Raw genomic sequence first — 19,195 nt, 5'->3', positions numbered from 1 at the left:
AAACTAGGTTCAATCGCGTTATTAGGGAGTGTAAGCATGCAAATTCAGTTAATTAAAGTCCATGGTTCTGGCAATACATTCTTTTTATTAGACACAAGTAAGTTACCGCAAGCTTTGTCTGAGGCTGAAATTATTCAGTTAACTCAAAAAATAACAGACCACCAAACTGGTTTATTAGGTGGGGCTGATGGGGTGTTACTAGTCAGTGATAGCAAAAAAGCCGGGGCCTCCGGGCGAATGCGCGTCATTAATGCGGATGGCTCAGAAGCCAGCATGTGTGGCAATGGCTTACGGACAGTTGCGCGCTATTTAACGCAAAAATTACATGAAGATCATTTTAAAGTTGAAACGATGTATCAAAACTTACAGGTTCAAAAAGCGGCTGATTTGGCCAGCGGTGTGGCGGCATTTCGGGTTGAAATCTCACCGGTTAGTTTCGCAGCAACTGATTTAAAGATGCATTTTGGCACCAAAACACAAGTGATCAATGAAGTCTTACCTGAATTATCAGATACCTTGAAATTCACTGCCGTTGCCGTACCGAATCCCCATTTAATTTCCTTTGTGGATGAGGCAACGTTAAAGGGACCTGAATTGGAGCGGATCGCCAGTTACTTAAATGGTGCCAACCCTTATTTCCCTGAGGGTGTGAATGTTAGTTTTGTATTATTACGGGGCAAAGATTCAATTTTTGTACGGACCTATGAACGGGGTGTGGGCTTTACCAATGCTTGTGGTACTGCAATGTCAGCATCGAGTTTATTAACCGCACTTTTGTATCCGGATTTTGCGGCTTTTGAAGACACTTTGAAAGTCTATAATCCTGGGGGAATGGTTAAAACAATTCCCCATCATCGTGACCAGCGCTATTGGATCGACTTAATTGGCAATGCCACGTTCCAAGATCGCATTACGTTAGACTTGGCTGACGCCCTTGCTGGAGATTACAGTCAGGCACAAATCAATCCAACCCATGAACAAGCAGACTATTTAAAATTTGTCGACACGATTCAAAATATAAGTTAAGGAAGTACACTATGCTAGGGACTGTAAAAACATTTGATCAAAACAAGGGTTTTGGTTTCATTGAAACAGAAGATGAAGGAGACATTTTTGTGCATTTTGCGGCAATTATGACGCCAGGTTTCAAATCTTTAGCGGTTGGACAAAAAGTAAATTTTGTCGTGGTAGAAGGTTCTAAAGGACCACAAGCGGCACAAGTTCAAATTGTGCAATAGTTTAAAGATAGGATTAATTAACGGCTGTAAGCCCGAGTAACTGGGGGCAGTCGTTTTTATATGGCCTCATTTAAGGTCAAGAGGAGGTAGTGGTGTGGGTGATATACCAAATTATTTGAATAATAAAAATGTACAAAAGCATCGTTGGCTAATTTTAACTGGTGTGGGGATGTTTACCTTCATGGCCACCTTAGATGGCAGTATTGTAAATATTGCGTTACCAGTCATGAGTCGAGATTTAAAGGTACCTTTAAATCAAGTGGAGTGGGTCGTTTCAATTTACTTGATCGTTATCTGTGCTTTATTACTTTTATTTGGAAAGATTGGGGATAGCTTTGGCAAAATCAAAGTTTTCCGCTGGGGAACGGGTCTATTTATCGTGGGGTCATTACTTTGCGGTTTTAATAATAGTTTAGAATTCTTGTTATTTGCCCGACTAGTCCAAGCCGTGGGTGCCAGTATGACCATGAGTACGAATAATGGCATTATCACTGAAATTTTTCCAGTTCAAGAGCGAGGAAAGGCACTGGGCACCATCGGCTCTTTTGTATCACTGGGCAGTATAGCTGGCCCCGGTATCGGGGGGATCATCTTGTCCCATTTACCTTGGGGGTATATTTTTTGGATCAATGTACCCGTGGGGATCCTAACGATGATCTTAGGGCATTATGTCTTGCCAAAGGATTTATCCATGACCCGGGCCAAAATCGATTTGTGGGGGTTTTTAACCTTTGCTCTTGGCATCGTGGGCTTGTTCTTGGGGATCTTTTTGGGGCAGGAAATTGGTTTTGGAAATCTGCTTATTTTGAGCATGTGGGGGCTTAGTATTTTGAGCTTCATCGCTTTTTACCATATAGAACAGCATGCAGCCAAGCCCTTGTTAACCTTTAAAATATTTAAAAACAAGAATTTCTCAGTTAGTTTAACCACGGCTTTTTTGATTTTTGTGGTTAACTTTTTCTTCAATGTCGTTTCACCATTTTATTTACAAAATGCTCGGGGCTTAGAGCCGAAATATGCCGGCTATATTTTAATGATATTCCCGATCATTCAAGTGGTGGTCGCACCATTGGCCGGTAGTATTTCTGATCGAATTGGCCCTAATCTACTAACGGTTTTAGGGCTAAGTGTGATTTTAATCGCCCAGATTGGGAATGCTTTGATGAATTTGTATTCGCCACTTTGGATGATGATGATTCTAGTGGGGATGTTAGGTTTAGGTAATGGGATTTTCCAGGCGCCTAATAACACCATTGTGATGAGTACGGTGGACAAACAGGATTTAGGGATCGCCGGTGGCTTGAACGCTTTAGCCCGGAATTTGGGAATGGTTGTGGGGATTTCCCTGGCGACGACAGTTCTGTTCAGTGCCATGAGCCAACGGGCTGGACAACGCATTACAACCTATGTGGCCAGTCAACCAGAGTTATTTATTTATGGGATGCAAGTTGTCTTTATTTTTGCCACGGTCATTTGTGCCATTGCACTGATTTTGACGATTGTTCGTTGGGTCAAAAGCCAACGCCAAAGTTAAATCGCGGGACTAAAAAAGAGACTGGGTCAATGTTTGACGCAGTCTCTTCGGGGCTATCAGGATATTTTAATTAACATCTTTTCGCGTTGGTTTGTTAGGCTGCTGGCCCTGGGTCAATTGTAGTAATTGATCGTGCAGCTCGTTTTCCATTTTATTTAATTCTAATTCAGCATTTTGGCGTTTACTGTGGCCTTCTTGCTGAATTTTCAGTGTTTCTTGTAAAGTTTCAATTAAATCATTTTGGGTTTTTTGTAGAGTTTCAATATCAATGACGCCCCGTTCGTTTTCTTTGGCGGTTTCAATTGAAGACATCTTCAACATCTCACTGTTCTTTTTCAAGAGATCATTGGTAGTTTCTGATACTTGGCGCTGAGCGGTAACAGCGTCTTTTTGCCGTAACAGGGTCAAGGCAATGGCAACTTGGTTTTTCCAAAGGGGGATCGCCGTATTGATGGACGCTTGAATTTTTTCTGCTAAGGCTTGGTTGGTGTTTTGAATCAGGCGGATTTGGGGGGCTTGTTGTAGGGTGACTTGCTTAGCCAACTCTAAGTCATAGGTTCTTTTTTCCAAGCGGTCTTTGAATTGCCGCAAGTCATTAACGGCTTGCACATCGATTTGGTTACCGCTGGCATTGGCTTTTTCTTGAGCTTTGGGGATGAGCTCATTATCTAATTCTTTTTGTTTTAACTGGCCGGCGGCAATGTAAATATTGAGCGCCTGGAAGTAAGATTTATTTTGTTCATATAGCTCTTCCATGGTGACGTTATCTTTGAGTAACCCATCTTTTTCCACATTTAAGCGGGAAGCGATGCCGTCGATTTGGGCCCCGATTTGTTGGTATTTGCCTTGAATTTCATAAATTGAGCGTTTGACTTTACCAAATATGCGTTTAAAGACACTCTTATTTTCAGCCCGCAGTTCATCGGGATTAGCTTCATTTAAGCGGTACATTAAGTCCGTGAGGGCATCCCCAATAGCCCCGGTATCTTGGGATTGGACTTTATTTAAGATGTTTTGCGAAAAGTCCCCCAATTGTTTTTGCGCTTGGGCACCGTAGTTGATGACACTGGTGGTGTTGTGCTCATCAATGGCCTCGGCCAATTCTTGGGCTTTTTGTTTTTCATCCGGGGTCAATTGCGTCACCACTGATGTCGTTTCACTACTAGCAGCCTTGGTAGCTTGGGGCGTTTTGGCGTCAAAGGGATTTTTAAGTAAATCATTCATTAAGTCGTTTTGGGATTGGGATTTAGTCTCATCACTATTTGCCATCAATGATTCTCCTTATCTTTTTCATAACTATCTCGTACTTTTTGTAAGGCCTCATTCATTTTAAGGGCATCTTTTTGAGCGGTGGAAAAAGAGTCCTGGGCTGCTGACATTTCTTGGTGCATTTCATCAAGGTCATCAGCTACAAAAGTCGCATAATCTTCGCGGATTTGAGTCCCTAAGTTTTTGATAACTTCTAAGCTCTTGGCCAAAACTTCCCAAGTATCGGTGGTTTTGACTTCATGATGAGAAATCTCAATGTAGCGATCCGTTAAATTAACCAGGGTAGGTAAGTGCCGATATAAGAAATCACTGGCCTCAGACAGGCGTTGGGGTTCTTTGACAATTGCCGCAAACATGGATTTGGAAACCTTGACCATGTCCAAGTTTAAATCAATGGCTTTTAATTTGGGTGTGGTTTCAATATTGTGATTGAGTTTGCGAATTTGTTGCTCAGCGCTAGCCATGGTTTTTCGGAAAAAGACGATATCACTGTCTGATAAGCCAGCTTTTTGATAGTGATCTAATAATTTGTGGTTGAGTTTATCGGTTAAATCTGGTGTTGCCGGTTGCTGGCGATTTTGGTGTCTAGCAATGAGGTAAAATGGTAAGGTTACGATGAATATTGCCAAGGCAATCATGGTAATGAGTAAGAAGAAACGCGTTAAACCATGGTGCATGCCCATCATTGGCATGGGGGTCAAAATGCTCAAGACGAACCCTGCGACTAGGACACCGCCGGCACCAATTAATGTATTTTTAAAACGATTGTTCATATTTGTCACTCCTACGTGTACGTCTTTATTTATGTCTTTATTGTACATGGGGCTAAAATAAAAGAGTATACGGCTAAAGGTTGATTTTTCCTAAGCCATCAGGTTCTGTCCGTTTACAAATGTGTTCTGGGCTTGTAAGATATGAATTATAGACCCAATATTCAATCAATGGAGGTCATCATGAATTTAGACGAAAAAGTAATTAAAGAACAACCCCTCTACCACGGGGCCATCTTAGATTTGGTATTAGAAGATGTGTTATTACCCAACGGCCAAACCGCCAAACGCGAGATTATCCATCACCATGGTGCCGTAGGCATTATTCCCATTGATGCTACTGGTAAGTTGATTGTGGTACGACAGTGGCGGGCGCCCATGCGCAAAGAGACCCTAGAGATCCCCGCTGGTAAAATTGATTTAGGTGAAACGGACCCAAAAGCGGTGGCTTTACGGGAATTAAATGAAGAAACGGGTTTGTTTAGCCCTAGCCTTAAGCCAGTGGCTAATTTTTATTCTACCCCTGGTTTTGCAGATGAGTACTTACACCTATATTATACAGACAATTTACAACCAGTGGCCCATAAACGCCAGTTAGATCCAGATGAATTTTTAAATGTGATGCACCTGAGTTTTTCAGAAGCACAAAAAGCCCTGGCAGATAATGAAATTTGTGATGCTAAAACGGTATTGGCATTATTTTATTGGGAAATCTTAAGATTAAAAGGTGAGGTCACCCTTGGCTAAATTTTGGCAGTATATTCAACAAAAATTACAAAATAGACGCGTGATCAAGCGCAAACGCGCTGAAGATCCTAACTTTAAAGCAGCTGATGACCAGCGCGTTGCTGTGGAAAAAGCCTATCATCAAAGAACCTTTAAGGAAAAATGGGCGCTCACTGGGGATTATGCCCAAAGCCGTTCTTATCAATTGAAATGGCGCTTGAACTGGGCCCTATTAATTGTGGGCTTTTTGATTGCCGCCGTATACATTATTTTGTTCTTTGCTTAAATTACTGATATGAGGAGAATTTAAATGAAATTAGGCGTTATCTGTGCCATGCCCGAAGAAATTGCATTATTGGTTCAAAATCTAACGCACCAAACAGAAAATGAAATTGGTGGGGTTAAAATTTATTCTGGAAAGATTGGCGCCCATGAATTATATTTATGTGAAAGTGGCATTGGTAAAGTACAAGCAGCCCTAACCGCAACTTTACTAGCCCAAATTCCCGGATTAGATGCCTTGATCAATACTGGTTCTGCCGGGGGCATTGGCCAGGGTCTTAAGATTGGGGAAACTGTTGTCTCAACAGCACTGGCTTACACCGATGTGGATGTGACTGGCTTTGGGTATGCTTTGGGTCAATTACCCAATCAGCCTTTGAAGTTTGAAGCCGATAGCCGGTTAGTTACAGAAATTCTAGCGGCTGTCAAAGCCAATCAGTTACAAGCGACTGCCGGTTTAATTGTTTCTGGTGATCAATTTGTCAATGATCCCAAACGGGTAGCTGCTATTTTAAAACAATATCCAGACGTTCTGGCCAATGAAATGGAAGGGGCAGCAGTTGCCCAAGTGGCCACGCAATTTAAATTGCCTTTTGTGGTGATTCGGGCCTTAAGTGATGTGGCTGATAGTCAGGCAGCCACCAATTTTGATGATTTTATCATTGAAGCTGGCCGTAAGTCAGCTGAAATCTTGTTAACTTTTTTAAAGGATAATTAAACGGAGGCTTTTGAATGAAGCACATTTATTTAGATAATGCGGCCACCACACCCATGGCACCAGCGGTGGTTCAAGTGATGACTGATACGATGACCCAGACTTTTGGCAATGCTTCTAGTCCGCATTATTTTGGCCGGGCCGCCCGGTCTATTTTAGATGAGAGTAGGCATACGATTGCTCAGAGCATTCATGCCCAACATGATGATGAGATTGTTTTCACCTCTGGCGGTTCTGAAAGTGATAATACCGCCATTATCCAAACTGCCTTGGCCAAGCAGGCCCAAGGCAAACATATTATCACCACAGCTGTGGAGCATCCGGCTGTTTTGAAGTCTTTGGCTTATCTTGAAACACTGGGTTTTGAAGTGACCTATTTACCCGTAGACGCCAACAATCATATTGATATAGCGGATTTTGAAGCAGCGCTACGGCCAGATACTATTTTAGTGACGATTATGATGGGGAATAATGAAACCGGTGCTCGGATGCCTATTCATGAAATTGGGGCTATCTTAAAAGATCATCCGGCTATTTTTCATACCGATGCGGTGCAAGCTTATGGGCTGTTACCAATTGATGTTACCGCGGACCATATAGATTTATTATCCACTTCGGCACATAAAATCAATGGGCCTAAGTTTATTGGTTTTTTGTACGTCCGTGAAGGGATCAATTACTTGCCTTTAATTAAAGGTGGCGAGCAAGAGCATAAGCGGCGCGCCGGGACTGAAAATATCCCTGCAATTGCGGGTTTTGCCAAAGCGGTCAGCCTTATTTCAGATGACGAGCGAAGCCGGCGTCAGACAAAATATGCTAGTTTCAAACAAAGTATTGTGACTTATCTAGCTGATCATGGGGTGGCTTTTGAGGTCAATGGGACCTTGGCGACAACTGAATTACAACATGTGTTCAATATTTGGTTCAAAGGGATACCTACTAATTTATTACAAATGAATTTAGATTTAGCCGGTTACGCCGTTTCCGGTGGCTCTGCTTGTACGGCGGGCAGTTTGGAACCGTCACATGTGTTAACGGCGATGTTTGGGGCGGATAGTCCTAGAATCAGTGAATCCATTCGCATTAGTTTTGGCGCGCAAACCACGCAAGCGGATATTGATGGTTTTAATGAAGCATTAGTTGGCATCGTGGAAAAATACTTGGCGCGCCAAACAGTTAAATAAAGGGGGAAGTTTTCATGGCACTAACAACCACTGCGTCAGTTTTGGGCGCACCTAAAAATTATGTTTTAAGTCCAGAAGTTAAGCGTTATACGTTACGGGATGTAGGTTTTCGTGAGACCCGCAACGGTAATTTTCAATTAGATCAACCGTTAAACGGCGAATCACCCTATGCGGCTGGTTTTAAATTAAAGATGACGGTAGCTAAAGACTTACAGAAATTTAAGATGTCTGTCACGGATGACAGTGGCTTACATCCCTTGAATATTTTTAAAGCACCGGATAAAACCGGCGCCATTATTGAACAATTTAATTTTGTGATTCAAAACCTGATTGATCGCCAAGTTATCGCCGAAAAATAGGCTTGACAGTCTTGTTATAATATAAGTTACTGGTGTTTGCGACCTTCAAATCGTAGAAGACTAGAATCTATTTGAAATGATGGTGTAAGAATGATGGATAACAGCAAAACCCGTGTGGTTGTTGGCATGTCCGGCGGGGTGGATTCCTCAGTGACAGCTTTGTTGTTAAAGCAGCAAGGTTATGATGTCATTGGTGTTTTTATGAAAAACTGGGATGATACTGATGATGCCGGTGTCTGTACGGCCACACAAGACTATGAGGATGTCGCCAAAGTGGCGGCTAAAATTGGGATTCCGTATTATTCGGTGAACTTTGAAAAGGAATATTGGGATAATGTTTTTGAATATTTCTTAGACGAGTATCGTCACGGTCGTACCCCAAATCCAGATGTGATGTGCAATAAGGAAATTAAATTTAAAGCCTTTATGCAATATGCACTAGATTTAAATGCTGATTATATTGCCATGGGTCACTATGCCCAGACATATCGGGATGACAATAATGTGGTGCATTTACTTCGAGGTGGGGATGCCAACAAGGATCAGACTTATTTCTTAAGTGCCTTGTCCCAAGATCAATTACAAAAAGCAATTTTTCCAATCGGGGGCATGCAAAAAAAGGATGTTCGCCGTTTGGCTGAAGAGGCGGGATTAGCTACCGCCCATAAAAAGGATTCCACTGGTGTTTGTTTTATTGGCGAGCGTAATTTCCGCAAGTTTTTAAGCGAGTTTTTACCAGCACAGCCAGGTATCATGCAGACGCCTGATGGTCAAGTCATGGGCCAGCATACAGGTTTAATGTACTATACTATTGGGCAGCGTTCTGGCTTAGGGCTTGGTGGCAATGGGGAATCTAATGAGCCTTGGTTTGTGGTTGGCAAGGATTTAGCTAAGAATATTTTATATGTGGACCAAGGTTTCGATAATCCACATCTATATGCTTCTAGCTTAACAGCCAGCAAGGTTACCTTTATGACACCCGAAAAAAAGCCAGCTGTTTTTCACTGTACTGCTAAGTTCCGCTATCGCCAACAAGATGTTGGGGTAACGGTCCATTTATTGGCCAACAACCAGGCTAAAGTTGAATTTGACCAGCCGGTTCGAGCTATTACGCCCGGGCAAGCCGTAGTTTTTTATGATGGCACCGAGTGCTTAGGCGGCGGGACAATTGATGCGGCCTTTAGTGCTGAGCGACAATTACAGTATGTTTAATAAATCATAATCAAGGCCCTTAGATAGCACGCTACACGCTATCTAAGGGCCTTTTTTTGGGAATTAAGCCAGAAGAATCCGGTGGTCTACCGACTTTTTTTAAAGTCTCTGGTATAATGGAAGTTAAATTAAATTTACAAGTTTTAAAGAATAAAGAGGTCATGTTATGACAAAGCTGTATTTTGTGCGCCATGGAAAAACGCAATGGAATCTTGAAGGTCGTTACCAAGGCGGTCAAGGCGACTCGCCACTATTACCCCAGAGTTATCAGGATATTGTCAGCCTGGGGAAATTTTTAAACCATGTCAAGTTTTCGAGAATTTACACCAGTCCATTACCCAGAGCAAAGATGACAGCTATTTTTCTAAAAGAAGCACTGGGCCAAGATGCGCCCATCATTATCAATGAGAACCTCCGGGAATTTAATCTTGGTAAAATGGAGGGTATGAAGTTTAAGGATGTGGCTGCTAAGTACCCGCAAGAGCTAGCCGCATTTCGTAATGCCCCTGGCAATTACAATCCCTCCCGAATCAGTGGCGAGACTTTCCCAGAACTGATTGCGCGGATGCAACCGGTCATTAAACACGCAGTCCAACTGGATAAAAGTGGTCAACAGAATTTACTATTTGTCAGCCATGGGGCCGCGCTGGTGGCCTTGATCCAATCATTGCTGGCAACGCCCATTGCCGATATGCGAAAAGACGGTGGGTTGACCAATAGTAGTGTGACTATTTTAGAAACCAAGGATCATGGGCAGACATTTAAACTCTTAAAGTGGAATGATACTGAATTTTTACATCACAGATTAACAACCAGCGATACAATTTAGAGGTGTTTATTTTTTATGAATCAACAAGCCGAAGCACTTTTTGAAAAAGACGATCAACAAGGGGCAATTTCATTATTGGTTAAAGCTATTGCTCAAGATGAAGACAATCTGGAAAATTATTTACAACTTGGGACCTATTTGACTGCCGTACAAGATTTTGAGCAGGCTGAAGAATTGTTTCAAAAAGCCTTGCACAAGTTTCCCAATAATCAAGCTTTAAACTATAATTTAGGGGTTTTATATTATGAAGCGGGCCAGTTAAAAAAGGCGCAGGATCAATTTCAAAAGCTCAATACAAAAGAACAGACTGCCGAGAATTACTTGATGCTAGCCCGGATCTTTTTTAAACAACAAAATTATCAAAAGGCCACTGCCTTTGCCTTGACAGCCCATGACTTAGCTCCTAAAGACACCGGTGCTTTGGTTTTATTAGGGGACAGTTTATTGAGCTTGGGGAATTTAAAGCAAGCCCAAGACTTTTATTTAGAGGCCTATCAGTTGGATACTGCCAACTTAGGGGCACTTTTCGGGGCCGGTATGGTGCAATATGTTTTAGACCAAGATGATCATTTATTGCAGCAAGTTAAGGCCCTAGATCCTAAATATTATAAAGCCCAACAAAAGCGTTTGAGTGATATTGAAAAATATGTGGCTGCTCAAACCAACCCCAAGACCAAATCGGAGCCCGATCATGATGAATGACCCAAGGGTACCGGTTTATTTTGTGACGGGGACAGTGGCCAGTATCTTTTTTCAGAATCCAGATAATTTTTACAAAATTCTTTTGATTAAAATTCAAGAGACGAATTTACCAGATTATCAAGAATCTGAAATTGTGGTCACTGGAAACTTTGGTGAAATTAAGGATGAACAGGTTTATACCTTTAAAGGACAAGCCATTGATCATCCACGCTATGGCTATCAATTTAAGGCGGATAACTATGAAACCCAAACACCCACATCAAAAGAAGGCCTGATCAGCTATTTATCTGGCACGCAATTTAAAGGCATTGGGCCGAAGACTGCCCAACGCATTGTGGCTGAATTAGGCTTAGGGGCAATCGATAAGATCATTAAAGATTCAGATGTATTGGCCCATTTGGGGTTGAGCCAAACCAAGCGCCAAGATCTTGTACAAGCCCTACAAGATAATGTGGGGATGGAAAAAGCCATTATCAGTTTGAATGCTTTTGGTTTTGGCAGTAATTTAGCCACGCAAATCTTTCAGAAATATAAAGAGGATACGTTGCGGATCTTGACCGAAAATCCTTATCAGTTGGTGTATGACATCAGTGGTGTGGGCTTTAAACGTGCGGATCAAATTGCCGAGCAAGAGGGCATTCAAGCTGATGCACCGGCGCGCTATCAAGCCGGTATTTTACAAGTGTTAAATGATTTAACCTATAAGGAAGGGGATACTTACACCCAAGCGGATAAGCTGTTACAACAAACGGCGCACTTATTGGAGAGCAGTCGCCACGTGGCCGTTGACGAGACCGATTTGATAGCGCAAATGCAAAATCTAGCGGCAGATGGTCGTTTAATCTCTCAAGCGCATCGCCTTTATCCTGAATTCTTATTTCATAGTGAGTGGCAAATTGCCAACCATCTTCATCGCCTCAAACAAGTATCTGAAGATCCAATTGATGATGCAACTTTTGCCGCTTTGATAAAGGGCGCCCAAGCAGATTTAAAAATTCAATATGATCAACAACAAAAAGCGGCGATTCGCCAAGCGCTGACAGATCCAGTGACTCTTTTGACCGGGGGACCGGGGACGGGGAAGACGACAGTTCTAAATGGGATCGTTTATTGTTTTGCCCAGTACCGTGACTTTTCCTTGGATATTAATGATTATAAAGATGAAAGCTTTCCGGTCCTTTTGGCAGCGCCGACTGGTCGGGCAGCTAAGCGCATGAGCGAAACCACAGGCTTACCCGCTAGTACCATTCACCGGCTATTGGGCTTGAATGGCCGCGAAGAATTAGGCGATGATCTTCAAAGTAATGAACTGACCGGCCAGCTGCTAGTTGTTGATGAGATGTCCATGGTGGATACGTCTTTATTCAGACAATTGGTCAAGTCTATTGCCACGGGTATGCATGTGGTTTTAGTGGGGGATAAGGATCAATTACCGTCAGTGGGACCGGGGCAAGTCTTTGCAGACTTACTAGCCTCTGGCGTGATTCCCGGGCATGAATTGAAGCGTATTTACCGTCAAGACGCCAATTCATCGATTATCCCTTTAGCGCATGAGATCAATGAAGGTCACTTTGATACTAATTTCTTTAAAAATCAAAGCGATCGGAGTTTCATTAAATGTGCCCCTAATCAAATTCCTGACGTGATTGCGCAAGTGATCAAAAAAGCCAAGATCAAGGGGTTTTCCAGCAAGGATATGCAAGTGCTCATTCCTATGTACCGCGGTGTAGCGGGGATTGACCATTTAAATCCTTTAGTTCAAGATATTATGAATCCAAAGAAAACGGCAAAGACCAAAGAAATTGAGTTTGGTGCCTTTTCATATCGGATCGGCGACAAGGTGTTACATCTGGTAAACAGTCCCGATTTAAATGTTTTTAATGGGGAAATTGGCCAAATTGTCGCTATCAGTTTAGCCAAAGAAAATACGGCCCATACAGATCAAATCACCATTGATTTTGACGGTAATGAAGTAACTTATAAGCGCTCTGAATGGAATCGCTTTACATTGGCCTATTGCACATCGATCCATAAAGCTCAGGGGAGCGAATTTCCTCTGGTGATTTTACCCTTGGTGATGCAATTTCGGCGCATGCTGAAGCGTAATCTTTTGTATACAGCTGTGACCAGAGCCAAGGCCTTATTGATCATGGTTGGCGAGCCGCAGGCCTTTGAAACAGCCATCACGTCTTTAGCCAACACCCGACAAACCAGCTTGATTTTGCGGTTGCAAGCGGTCTTTGATGGCGATGCGTCCGCCAAAGCTAGCGCTAAGGCCGAGACTGACACCAAGCCAGTTGCAGACGATCACACTCAGCCAGCTCTAGTTGCCGTTGCTAAAAGCCAGCCCTTAACGATGACCCAGGTGATTGAACAGGCCATTGATCCCATGATTGGCATGGGCGATACAACGCCTTACACCTTTATGAAACAGGAGGATTAGTTTGGAAAATCCACATGAACATTTACGGATTAAGTCCGTACCAGTTAGTGATGTAGAACAATTTAATGATTTGTTGCGCTATGTTTTTCAAGTGACAAATCAAGATTTAATTGAAAGCGGCTATGAAGAAGGTGAGCTGGTCCATGCCAAGCAACCTATTCTGGAGAAGTCCGATGTGATCGGTTGGTATAATCAAGCACAATTGATCTCACAATTGGCGATTTACCCTTGCCATGTCAATATTCATGGTCAAATTTTCAAGATGGCTGGCCTGACTGGGGTGGGGACTTATCCAGAATACGCTGGGCATGGTCTCATGCATGAGTTGGTTAAAGTTGGCCTCAAGCGCATGCGCAGCCACCAGCAGTGGATATCTTATCTGTACCCTTATAGTATTCCCTTTTATCGTAAAAAAGGCTGGGAGATCATGTCTGATCACTTGACCTTTGATATTCGCGACACGCAACTCCCTAAACAAGTCCCTTTAAAGGGTTATGTGGAAAGAAAGGAAATTGACGATCCGGATATTTTTAAGACGTATGATCGCTTTGCCCATCAAACCCATGGTGCTATGATTCGCGACCAATTAGCTTGGGATGAATATTGGCGTTGGGAAAATGAAGAAGAACGCACCGCGGCAATTTACTATGATGAAAATAATGAGCCCATTGGCTATGTCATTTATTGGATCGCGGAAGAAGTTTTTCACATCAAAGAAATGATCTATCTTAAACAAGAAGCCCGTATTGGCCTTTGGAACTTCATCAGCGCGCACTACTCTATGGTGACCCATGTGAAAGGTCATATTTATAAAGATGAACCTATTGCCTTTTTATTAGATGATGGGGACATTAAAGAAACGATTGCCCCATACTTTATGGCCAGAATTGTGGATGTGGCTGAGTTTTTAAAAGTTTATCCTTTTGACAATGTGGATGTGGGAATTGATTTTCACTTTGAAATTACCGATCCCTTGGCGACTTGGAATAACGGTATATTTGGATTGCACTTTGATCCAGATGGCAGTTTCCAATTGTCAGATCAGGCCATTGGGAGTGCCGTTAAGTGTGATATTCAAACGTTGACTACCATGTTGATGAGTTATCAGCGACCGTCATACTTACAACAAATTGAACGTTTAGATGCTGATCGGGCTTCGATTCGCAATCTTGAGCGCTTGATTCCTATGGAAACACCGTACTTCTCAGATTATTTTTGACCAATAACTAATGAAATTAAGGGAATTCCCCATATTTTATTCATGTCAGCTTAGCTCAAAATAGCGTAAAATTCCGTAATATCGGTAATTTTACGCTATTTGTGTTTCACGGCTTGAACAAGATAATTAAATAAATTTACAGAAAATCTACAAATACCCTTGAAAAATTAGAGTTTGATTAGTAATATTAACTTACAATTAATTATGTGTCTTATGATTAATTATTCTTGCGGATTAAGGTGGTCACAATATGAACTCAAAGGATAACTTATTATATGATCCCCGCTTTGAACATGATGCATGTGGGATGGGTTTCATTACGCAAATCAATGGCAAAAAAAGTCATTGGCTTTTGGAACAAGCCCTAACCATGTTACAGCGGATGAATCATCGTGGCGGGACTGGTTCCGAACCAGATACTGGGGATGGTGCCGGGGTACTGTTACAAATCTCGGATCCTTTTTTTCAAAAAGAAGCACAAAATAATGGTTTTAAATTACCGGCAGCCGGTTACTATGCGGTGGGTCAGTTTTTTGTGCCCCAAAAACAAAGCGAAAAAGAAGCGGTACTGCGCTCAGTTACAGAAGAAATTCAAAACGCCGGTATCGATGTCTTAGGTAGTCGGGATGTGCCCTTCATTTATGAAGCTTGTGGCCCAACAGCGCAAAAGATCATGCCCGGTTTCGTGCAGGTATTCCTAGCCAAACCCGGCGACATTGAGTTAGGTCGTAACTTTGAAGATGTTTTATATAAATTGCGGCGTCATTTAGAAAAAACTTTTTCTTCAGACGACGAATTAAGTATTGTCAGTCTTTCCAGTCAGACGATTGTGTATAAAGGGATGTTGCACGCCTATCAAGTGGGTTTATTTTATCCAGATTTACATGATGAAACCATGATTTCATCTATTTGTTTGGTCCACTCACGGTTTTCAACTAACACGTTTCCCAGCTGGGATCGGGCCCAACCTTATCGTTTCTTAGCCCATAATGGGGAAATCAATACCTTAAAGGGCGGCGAAAATTGGATGACTGCCCATAATGTGGAGATTTATAACGAAGGGGATTCTGATTCAGCTAAATTAGAAAACTGTATGGAATACCTTTATCGCCATGGCCGGGATATTCCGGAAGCTTTATTGATGATGGTTCCAGAAGCTTGGGCTAAGACAGACAGTTTGCCTGCAGCTCAGCGGGCTTTTGATGAATATAATGATAGCTTTATGTCACCTTGGGATGGTCCAGCGGCTTTATGTTTCACTGATGGGACCCAAGTTGGGGCCGCTTTAGATCGGAATGGCTTGCGGCCATCGCGTTATATTTTAGATGATAAAGGTATTTTAGTCGTTGCTTCTGAGTCCGGTGTGATGGATATGGATCCGCAAACAGTTGTTAAAAAGGGTATTTTAGGCCCAGCGGATATGATTTTAGTAGACACAAAAGTTGGTAAATTTTATGAAACCGATGAAATCAAAGCCAAATATGCCAAGAAATATCCTTATGAACAATGGATCAAAGATAACCAATTGACCTTGGCCAAATTACCTGCGGTCCCAACTCAACGAGATTTGACCCATGATGAATTGGAATTATTGTGGCGGCGGCATGGTTATACGGATGATATTATTCGTGAAGCTATTTTACCTATGGCGCAAAAAGGTGAAGAACCCATTATTTCCATGGGTTTTGATTCCCCATTAGCAGTCTTAAGTCACAAACCCCAATCTTTATTTACTTATTTTAAACAACAATTTGCCCAGGTCACCAATCCGCCAATTGATGCGATTCGTGAGGACTTTGTCATTGGCACGGAGATGTTTTTAGGTCGGGATGACGATATTACCCGGCCCCTGCCAGCTAATGCCCAAAAGATTCGCTTAGATGCCCCGATTTTGGCCAATGAGGACTTTGAAAAAATCAGTCACTTAAATCAGCCAGGGTTTAAAGCCGCTACCATCTCTGTGGCTTATAAACGGGATATGCCAGCAGTTAATCGTTTGGAACAAGCCCTAGATGACATGTTCAAAGCCGCTGAATCACAAGTCGATGCCGGGGCCACTTTGTTGATTTTAAGCGATCAACAAGCTGGTGAACAGGATCTGGTGATCCCTATTTTACTGGCCACAGCGGGATTGAATAATTATCTCGTGAAAAAAGGCAAACGGGGCAAGGCGTCATTGATCATTGCCAGTGGTGAGCCTTGTGAGGTCCATCATTACGCGACTTTATTAGGATATGGTGCTTCAGCAATTTATCCTTATGGCGCCTATCAAACTTTAAAAGAGTTCAAAATGGCGGATGCCATTCCGACTTATGTTAAAGCTTGTATCAAGGGCATTGTTAAGATTATGAGTCGGATGGGTATTTCTACGGTCAATGGCTATCAAGGGGCCCAATTATTTGAAGCGATTGGGTTAAATAGTGACGTCGTGGACAAGTATTTCTCAGGGACGCCTAGTCGAATCGGTGGAATTGGGTTAAAAGCAATTGAACAAGAATATTATGCCCGTTATGAAAAAGCCTATGGGCCTTATCGCAAAGATGATTTAGCCTCTGGTGGCAGTTTCAAATATCGGGTGAATGGGGAACATCACTTGTATAACCCCGTTTCTTTATTTAAATTTCAAGATGCTATTCGCACCGGTAACTATGACTTATTTAAAGAATACACCAAGGAAATGAACCAAGAAGCGCAAGATAACCCAACGACATTACGATCCATGTGGTACTTTGATTATAGTAAAGACCCTGTACCATTAAGTGAAGTCGAACCCATTGAAACCATTGTTAAACGCTTTAAGTCTGGTGCCATGAGTTATGGGGCCCTTTCTGAAGAAGCCCATGAAACCATTGCGGAAGCAATGAACGCCCTGGGTGCCAAGAGCAATAGTGGTGAAGGTGGCGAAAACCGGACCCGGTTTGCCCTTAAACCTGATGGTCGCAATCTCAATAGTAAGATCAAACAGGTGGCCTCTGCGCGTTTTGGGGTCAATGCTGAATATTTAATGAGTGCAGAAGAAATTCAAATCAAGATGGCTCAAGGTGCTAAACCCGGTGAAGGGGGCCAATTGGCTGCCAAGAAGAACTACCCTTGGGTGGCAGAGTGTCGTGGGGCTACGCCAGGTGTGCGGTTGATTTCACCACCACCGCATCATGATATTTACTCGATTGAAGATTTGAAACAACTTATTTTTGATTTGAAACAAGTCAATCCTTACGCTAAAATTACTGTCAAATTGGTAGCGACTACCGGTGTTGGTACCATTGCCACCGGGGTTGTCAAAGCCGGCGCCGATAAGGTAACCATTTCAGGTTATGACGGTGGTACCGGGGCAGCGCCTAGAACCTCTGTGCGTGATGCCGGTATTCCTTGGGAAATGGGCGTCGCTGACGCGCATCAAACTTTGTGGTTAAACAATTTACGACAACGGACTACCATTGAAACGGATGGGAAATTAATGACTGGTCGTGATATTGCCGTGGCTACCATGTTAGGTGCGGAAGAATTTAGTTTTGGGTCCTTAACCCTTTGTGCCATCGGCTGTATTATGATGCGGGTTTGTAGCTTAAATACCTGTCCAACTGGGATTTGTACCCAAGATCCTAACTTACGCAAAAACTTTATTGGGAAACCGGAACATATTGAAAATATGATGCGTTTCTTAGCTGAAGATTTAAGAGAAATCATGGCGAAATTAGGTTACCGGACCATTGACGAAATGGTGGGGCATACCGAACACTTGAAACCACGTTTTGTGGCCAAAGGTAAAGCTAGGCACTTGAATTTTGATAAGATTCTAGGTGCTTCCTTTGGCATCAAGCGCAAACAAGTTGATCCTTTTGAAGAGAAATATCAATGGCCGCAATTGGATGATTTTGCCCAAAGTGCGTTAAAGCAAAAGGGTGAAAATGTAATTCGTCGGCCTATCAATAATGTGCAACGGGCTGTTGGTAGCCGTATGGGTGGTTGGATTGCCCAACACTTTGGCAATCAAGTTTTGGAACCCGGCAAGATCAAGTACCAATTTGAAGGTATTGCCGGTCAAAGTTTTGGGGCCTTTATCACCCAGGGCTTGGAACTTAAACTCATTGGTGAAGCCAATGACTACGTAGGTAAAGGCCTCAGTGGTGGCCGTTTAATCGTACAAGCGCCGCCAGCAGCTAAGGATCTTTACAGCAACTCAACTGTGGTTGGCAACGTTGCCTGTTTTGGGGCAACCAGTGGTCAGGCCTTCTTTAATGGCCGAGCCGGCGAACGTTTTTGTGTTCGTAATTCTGGGGCCGATGTAGTTGTTGAAGGGATTGGTGACCATGGTTGTGAATATATGACCGGGGGTCATGTGGTTATTTTAGGTAGTACTGGCCAAAACTTCGGCGCAGGGATGTCTGGTGGGATTGCTTATGTTTATGATCCTGAAAAGACCTTTGCTGCAAAATTAAATCCAGAAATGGTTGACCTATTACCACTAGAAGCAACTGATCAAGCAAAACTACATGATATGCTAGCCGATCACTTGAAATATACCCAATCAACTCAGGCCCAAAAGATTTTGGATGCTTTTGAATTTGCTAAGAAAGACTTTGTTAAAGTTTATCCAAAAGATTTCCACCACATCAACGACATTATTGCCAATCTGGAAAAACAATCAGATTTGCCGCAAAATCAAATTCTTGAAAAAGCTTTTGAAATTGCCGTTGCGCAAGATTGAGAAGC

The 19,195-nt window shown here is 42.6% G+C and carries 16 protein-coding genes; 14 read left to right on the top strand and 2 right to left on the bottom strand.

The window, feature by feature from the left end; translation table 11 throughout:
* The first annotated feature begins 42 nt into the window (after positions 1 to 42).
* The 3 genes from dapF (at position 43) to FC83_RS01185 (ending at position 2,772) form a co-directional block, all read left to right on the top strand.
* A complete protein-coding gene (gene dapF / locus FC83_RS01195) occupies positions 43 to 1,026 on the top strand; it encodes a diaminopimelate epimerase (protein ID WP_057002312.1) in 984 nt (327 codons plus the stop codon).
* Positions 1,027 to 1,037: 11 nt separating this feature from the next.
* Complete coding sequence (locus FC83_RS01190; RefSeq protein ID WP_035451572.1) at positions 1,038 to 1,238, top strand: cold-shock protein; 201 nt, start codon at positions 1,038 to 1,040, stop codon at positions 1,236 to 1,238.
* Positions 1,239 to 1,341: 103 nt separating this feature from the next.
* A complete protein-coding gene (locus tag FC83_RS01185) occupies positions 1,342 to 2,772 on the top strand; it encodes an MFS transporter (RefSeq protein WP_035451735.1) in 1,431 nt (476 codons plus the stop codon).
* 66 nt (positions 2,773 to 2,838) lie between these two features.
* Here FC83_RS01185 and FC83_RS01180 read toward each other — a convergent pair whose 3' ends face one another.
* Together FC83_RS01180 and FC83_RS01175 are read right to left on the bottom strand one after the other, a co-directional pair.
* Positions 2,839 to 4,041 carry a toxic anion resistance protein gene (locus FC83_RS01180; protein WP_057002281.1) on the bottom strand — a complete coding sequence of 401 codons (1,203 nt, stop codon included), beginning with the start codon at positions 4,039 to 4,041 and terminating at the stop codon, positions 2,839 to 2,841.
* Positions 4,041 to 4,814 carry a 5-bromo-4-chloroindolyl phosphate hydrolysis family protein gene (locus FC83_RS01175; RefSeq protein ID WP_052004512.1) on the bottom strand — a complete coding sequence of 258 codons (774 nt, stop codon included), beginning with the start codon at positions 4,812 to 4,814 and terminating at the stop codon, positions 4,041 to 4,043. The genes FC83_RS01180 and FC83_RS01175 overlap by 1 nt, the downstream gene beginning before the upstream one ends.
* Before the next feature lie 180 nt (positions 4,815 to 4,994).
* Here FC83_RS01175 and FC83_RS01170 point away from each other — a divergent pair, with 180 nt between their 5' ends.
* The 11 genes from FC83_RS01170 (at position 4,995) to gltB (ending at position 19,190) form a co-directional block, all read left to right on the top strand.
* On the top strand, positions 4,995 to 5,558 hold the full coding sequence (locus FC83_RS01170) for an NUDIX hydrolase (RefSeq protein WP_035451576.1): 564 nt from the start codon (positions 4,995 to 4,997) through the stop codon (positions 5,556 to 5,558).
* On the top strand, positions 5,551 to 5,823 hold the full coding sequence (locus FC83_RS01165) for a hypothetical protein (RefSeq protein ID WP_035451578.1): 273 nt from the start codon (positions 5,551 to 5,553) through the stop codon (positions 5,821 to 5,823). The genes FC83_RS01170 and FC83_RS01165 overlap by 8 nt, the downstream gene beginning before the upstream one ends.
* A 24-nt stretch (positions 5,824 to 5,847) precedes the next feature.
* Positions 5,848 to 6,537: a 5'-methylthioadenosine/adenosylhomocysteine nucleosidase gene (locus tag FC83_RS01160; RefSeq protein WP_035451580.1), complete on the top strand. Its 690-nt coding sequence runs from the start codon at positions 5,848 to 5,850 to the stop codon at positions 6,535 to 6,537.
* 14 nt (positions 6,538 to 6,551) lie between these two features.
* A complete protein-coding gene (locus FC83_RS01155; protein ID WP_035451583.1) occupies positions 6,552 to 7,718 on the top strand; it encodes a cysteine desulfurase family protein in 1,167 nt (388 codons plus the stop codon).
* A 14-nt stretch (positions 7,719 to 7,732) separates the two neighbouring features.
* Positions 7,733 to 8,077 (top strand): DUF1831 domain-containing protein, encoded by a 345-nt coding sequence (locus FC83_RS01150; RefSeq protein ID WP_035451586.1) that lies wholly within the window; start codon positions 7,733 to 7,735, stop codon positions 8,075 to 8,077.
* Between the two features lie 90 nt (positions 8,078 to 8,167).
* A complete protein-coding gene (gene mnmA / locus FC83_RS01145; RefSeq protein ID WP_035451587.1) occupies positions 8,168 to 9,289 on the top strand; it encodes a tRNA 2-thiouridine(34) synthase MnmA in 1,122 nt (373 codons plus the stop codon).
* 166 nt (positions 9,290 to 9,455) lie between these two features.
* Positions 9,456 to 10,118, top strand: coding sequence for a histidine phosphatase family protein (locus tag FC83_RS01140; protein ID WP_035451589.1), 663 nt, complete (start codon positions 9,456 to 9,458; stop codon positions 10,116 to 10,118).
* Between the two features lie 15 nt (positions 10,119 to 10,133).
* Positions 10,134 to 10,820, top strand: coding sequence for a tetratricopeptide repeat protein (locus FC83_RS01135; RefSeq protein ID WP_052004513.1), 687 nt, complete (start codon positions 10,134 to 10,136; stop codon positions 10,818 to 10,820).
* Positions 10,810 to 13,263, top strand: coding sequence for an SF1B family DNA helicase RecD2 (recD2, locus tag FC83_RS01130; RefSeq protein WP_236700800.1), 2,454 nt, complete (start codon positions 10,810 to 10,812; stop codon positions 13,261 to 13,263). Before FC83_RS01135 ends, recD2 begins: the two co-directional genes overlap by 11 nt.
* Position 13,264: 1 nt before the next feature.
* The gene (locus FC83_RS01125; RefSeq protein WP_236700799.1) at positions 13,265 to 14,482 is read left to right on the top strand and encodes a GNAT family N-acetyltransferase; all 1,218 of its coding nucleotides are present in this window, start codon (positions 13,265 to 13,267) and stop codon (positions 14,480 to 14,482) included.
* 250 nt (positions 14,483 to 14,732) lie between these two features.
* On the top strand, positions 14,733 to 19,190 hold the full coding sequence (gene gltB / locus FC83_RS01120) for a glutamate synthase large subunit (protein ID WP_057002278.1): 4,458 nt from the start codon (positions 14,733 to 14,735) through the stop codon (positions 19,188 to 19,190).
* Positions 19,191 to 19,195: the final 5 nt, after the last annotated feature.

Origin of the sequence: Agrilactobacillus composti DSM 18527 = JCM 14202 (assembly GCF_001436375.1) — a bacterium.
GTDB classification, from domain to species: Bacteria; Bacillota; Bacilli; order Lactobacillales; family Lactobacillaceae; genus Agrilactobacillus; species Agrilactobacillus composti.
Note: the sequence above shows the minus strand (reverse complement) of the source record. Positions and strands in the feature narration are given on the sequence as shown.

Excerpts from the sequence above, each read along its gene's own strand:
- mnmA (WP_035451587.1), top strand. The coding sequence starts at position 8,168 with ATGATGGATAACAGCAAAACCCGTGTGGTTGTTGGCATGTCCGGCGGG.
- FC83_RS01135 (WP_052004513.1), top strand. The coding sequence starts at position 10,134 with ATGAATCAACAAGCCGAAGCACTTTTTGAAAAAGACGATCAACAAGGG.
- FC83_RS01160 (WP_035451580.1), top strand. The coding sequence starts at position 5,848 with ATGAAATTAGGCGTTATCTGTGCCATGCCCGAAGAAATTGCATTATTG.
- FC83_RS01140 (WP_035451589.1), top strand. The coding sequence starts at position 9,456 with ATGACAAAGCTGTATTTTGTGCGCCATGGAAAAACGCAATGGAATCTT.
- FC83_RS01180 (WP_057002281.1), bottom strand. The coding sequence starts at position 4,041 with ATGGCAAATAGTGATGAGACTAAATCCCAATCCCAAAACGACTTAATG.
- FC83_RS01175 (WP_052004512.1), bottom strand. The coding sequence starts at position 4,814 with ATGAACAATCGTTTTAAAAATACATTAATTGGTGCCGGCGGTGTCCTA.
- recD2 (WP_236700800.1), top strand. The coding sequence starts at position 10,810 with ATGATGAATGACCCAAGGGTACCGGTTTATTTTGTGACGGGGACAGTG.
- FC83_RS01190 (WP_035451572.1), top strand. The coding sequence starts at position 1,038 with ATGCTAGGGACTGTAAAAACATTTGATCAAAACAAGGGTTTTGGTTTC.
- FC83_RS01155 (WP_035451583.1), top strand. The coding sequence starts at position 6,552 with ATGAAGCACATTTATTTAGATAATGCGGCCACCACACCCATGGCACCA.
- FC83_RS01150 (WP_035451586.1), top strand. The coding sequence starts at position 7,733 with ATGGCACTAACAACCACTGCGTCAGTTTTGGGCGCACCTAAAAATTAT.
- FC83_RS01170 (WP_035451576.1), top strand. The coding sequence starts at position 4,995 with ATGAATTTAGACGAAAAAGTAATTAAAGAACAACCCCTCTACCACGGG.
- gltB (WP_057002278.1), top strand. The coding sequence starts at position 14,733 with ATGAACTCAAAGGATAACTTATTATATGATCCCCGCTTTGAACATGAT.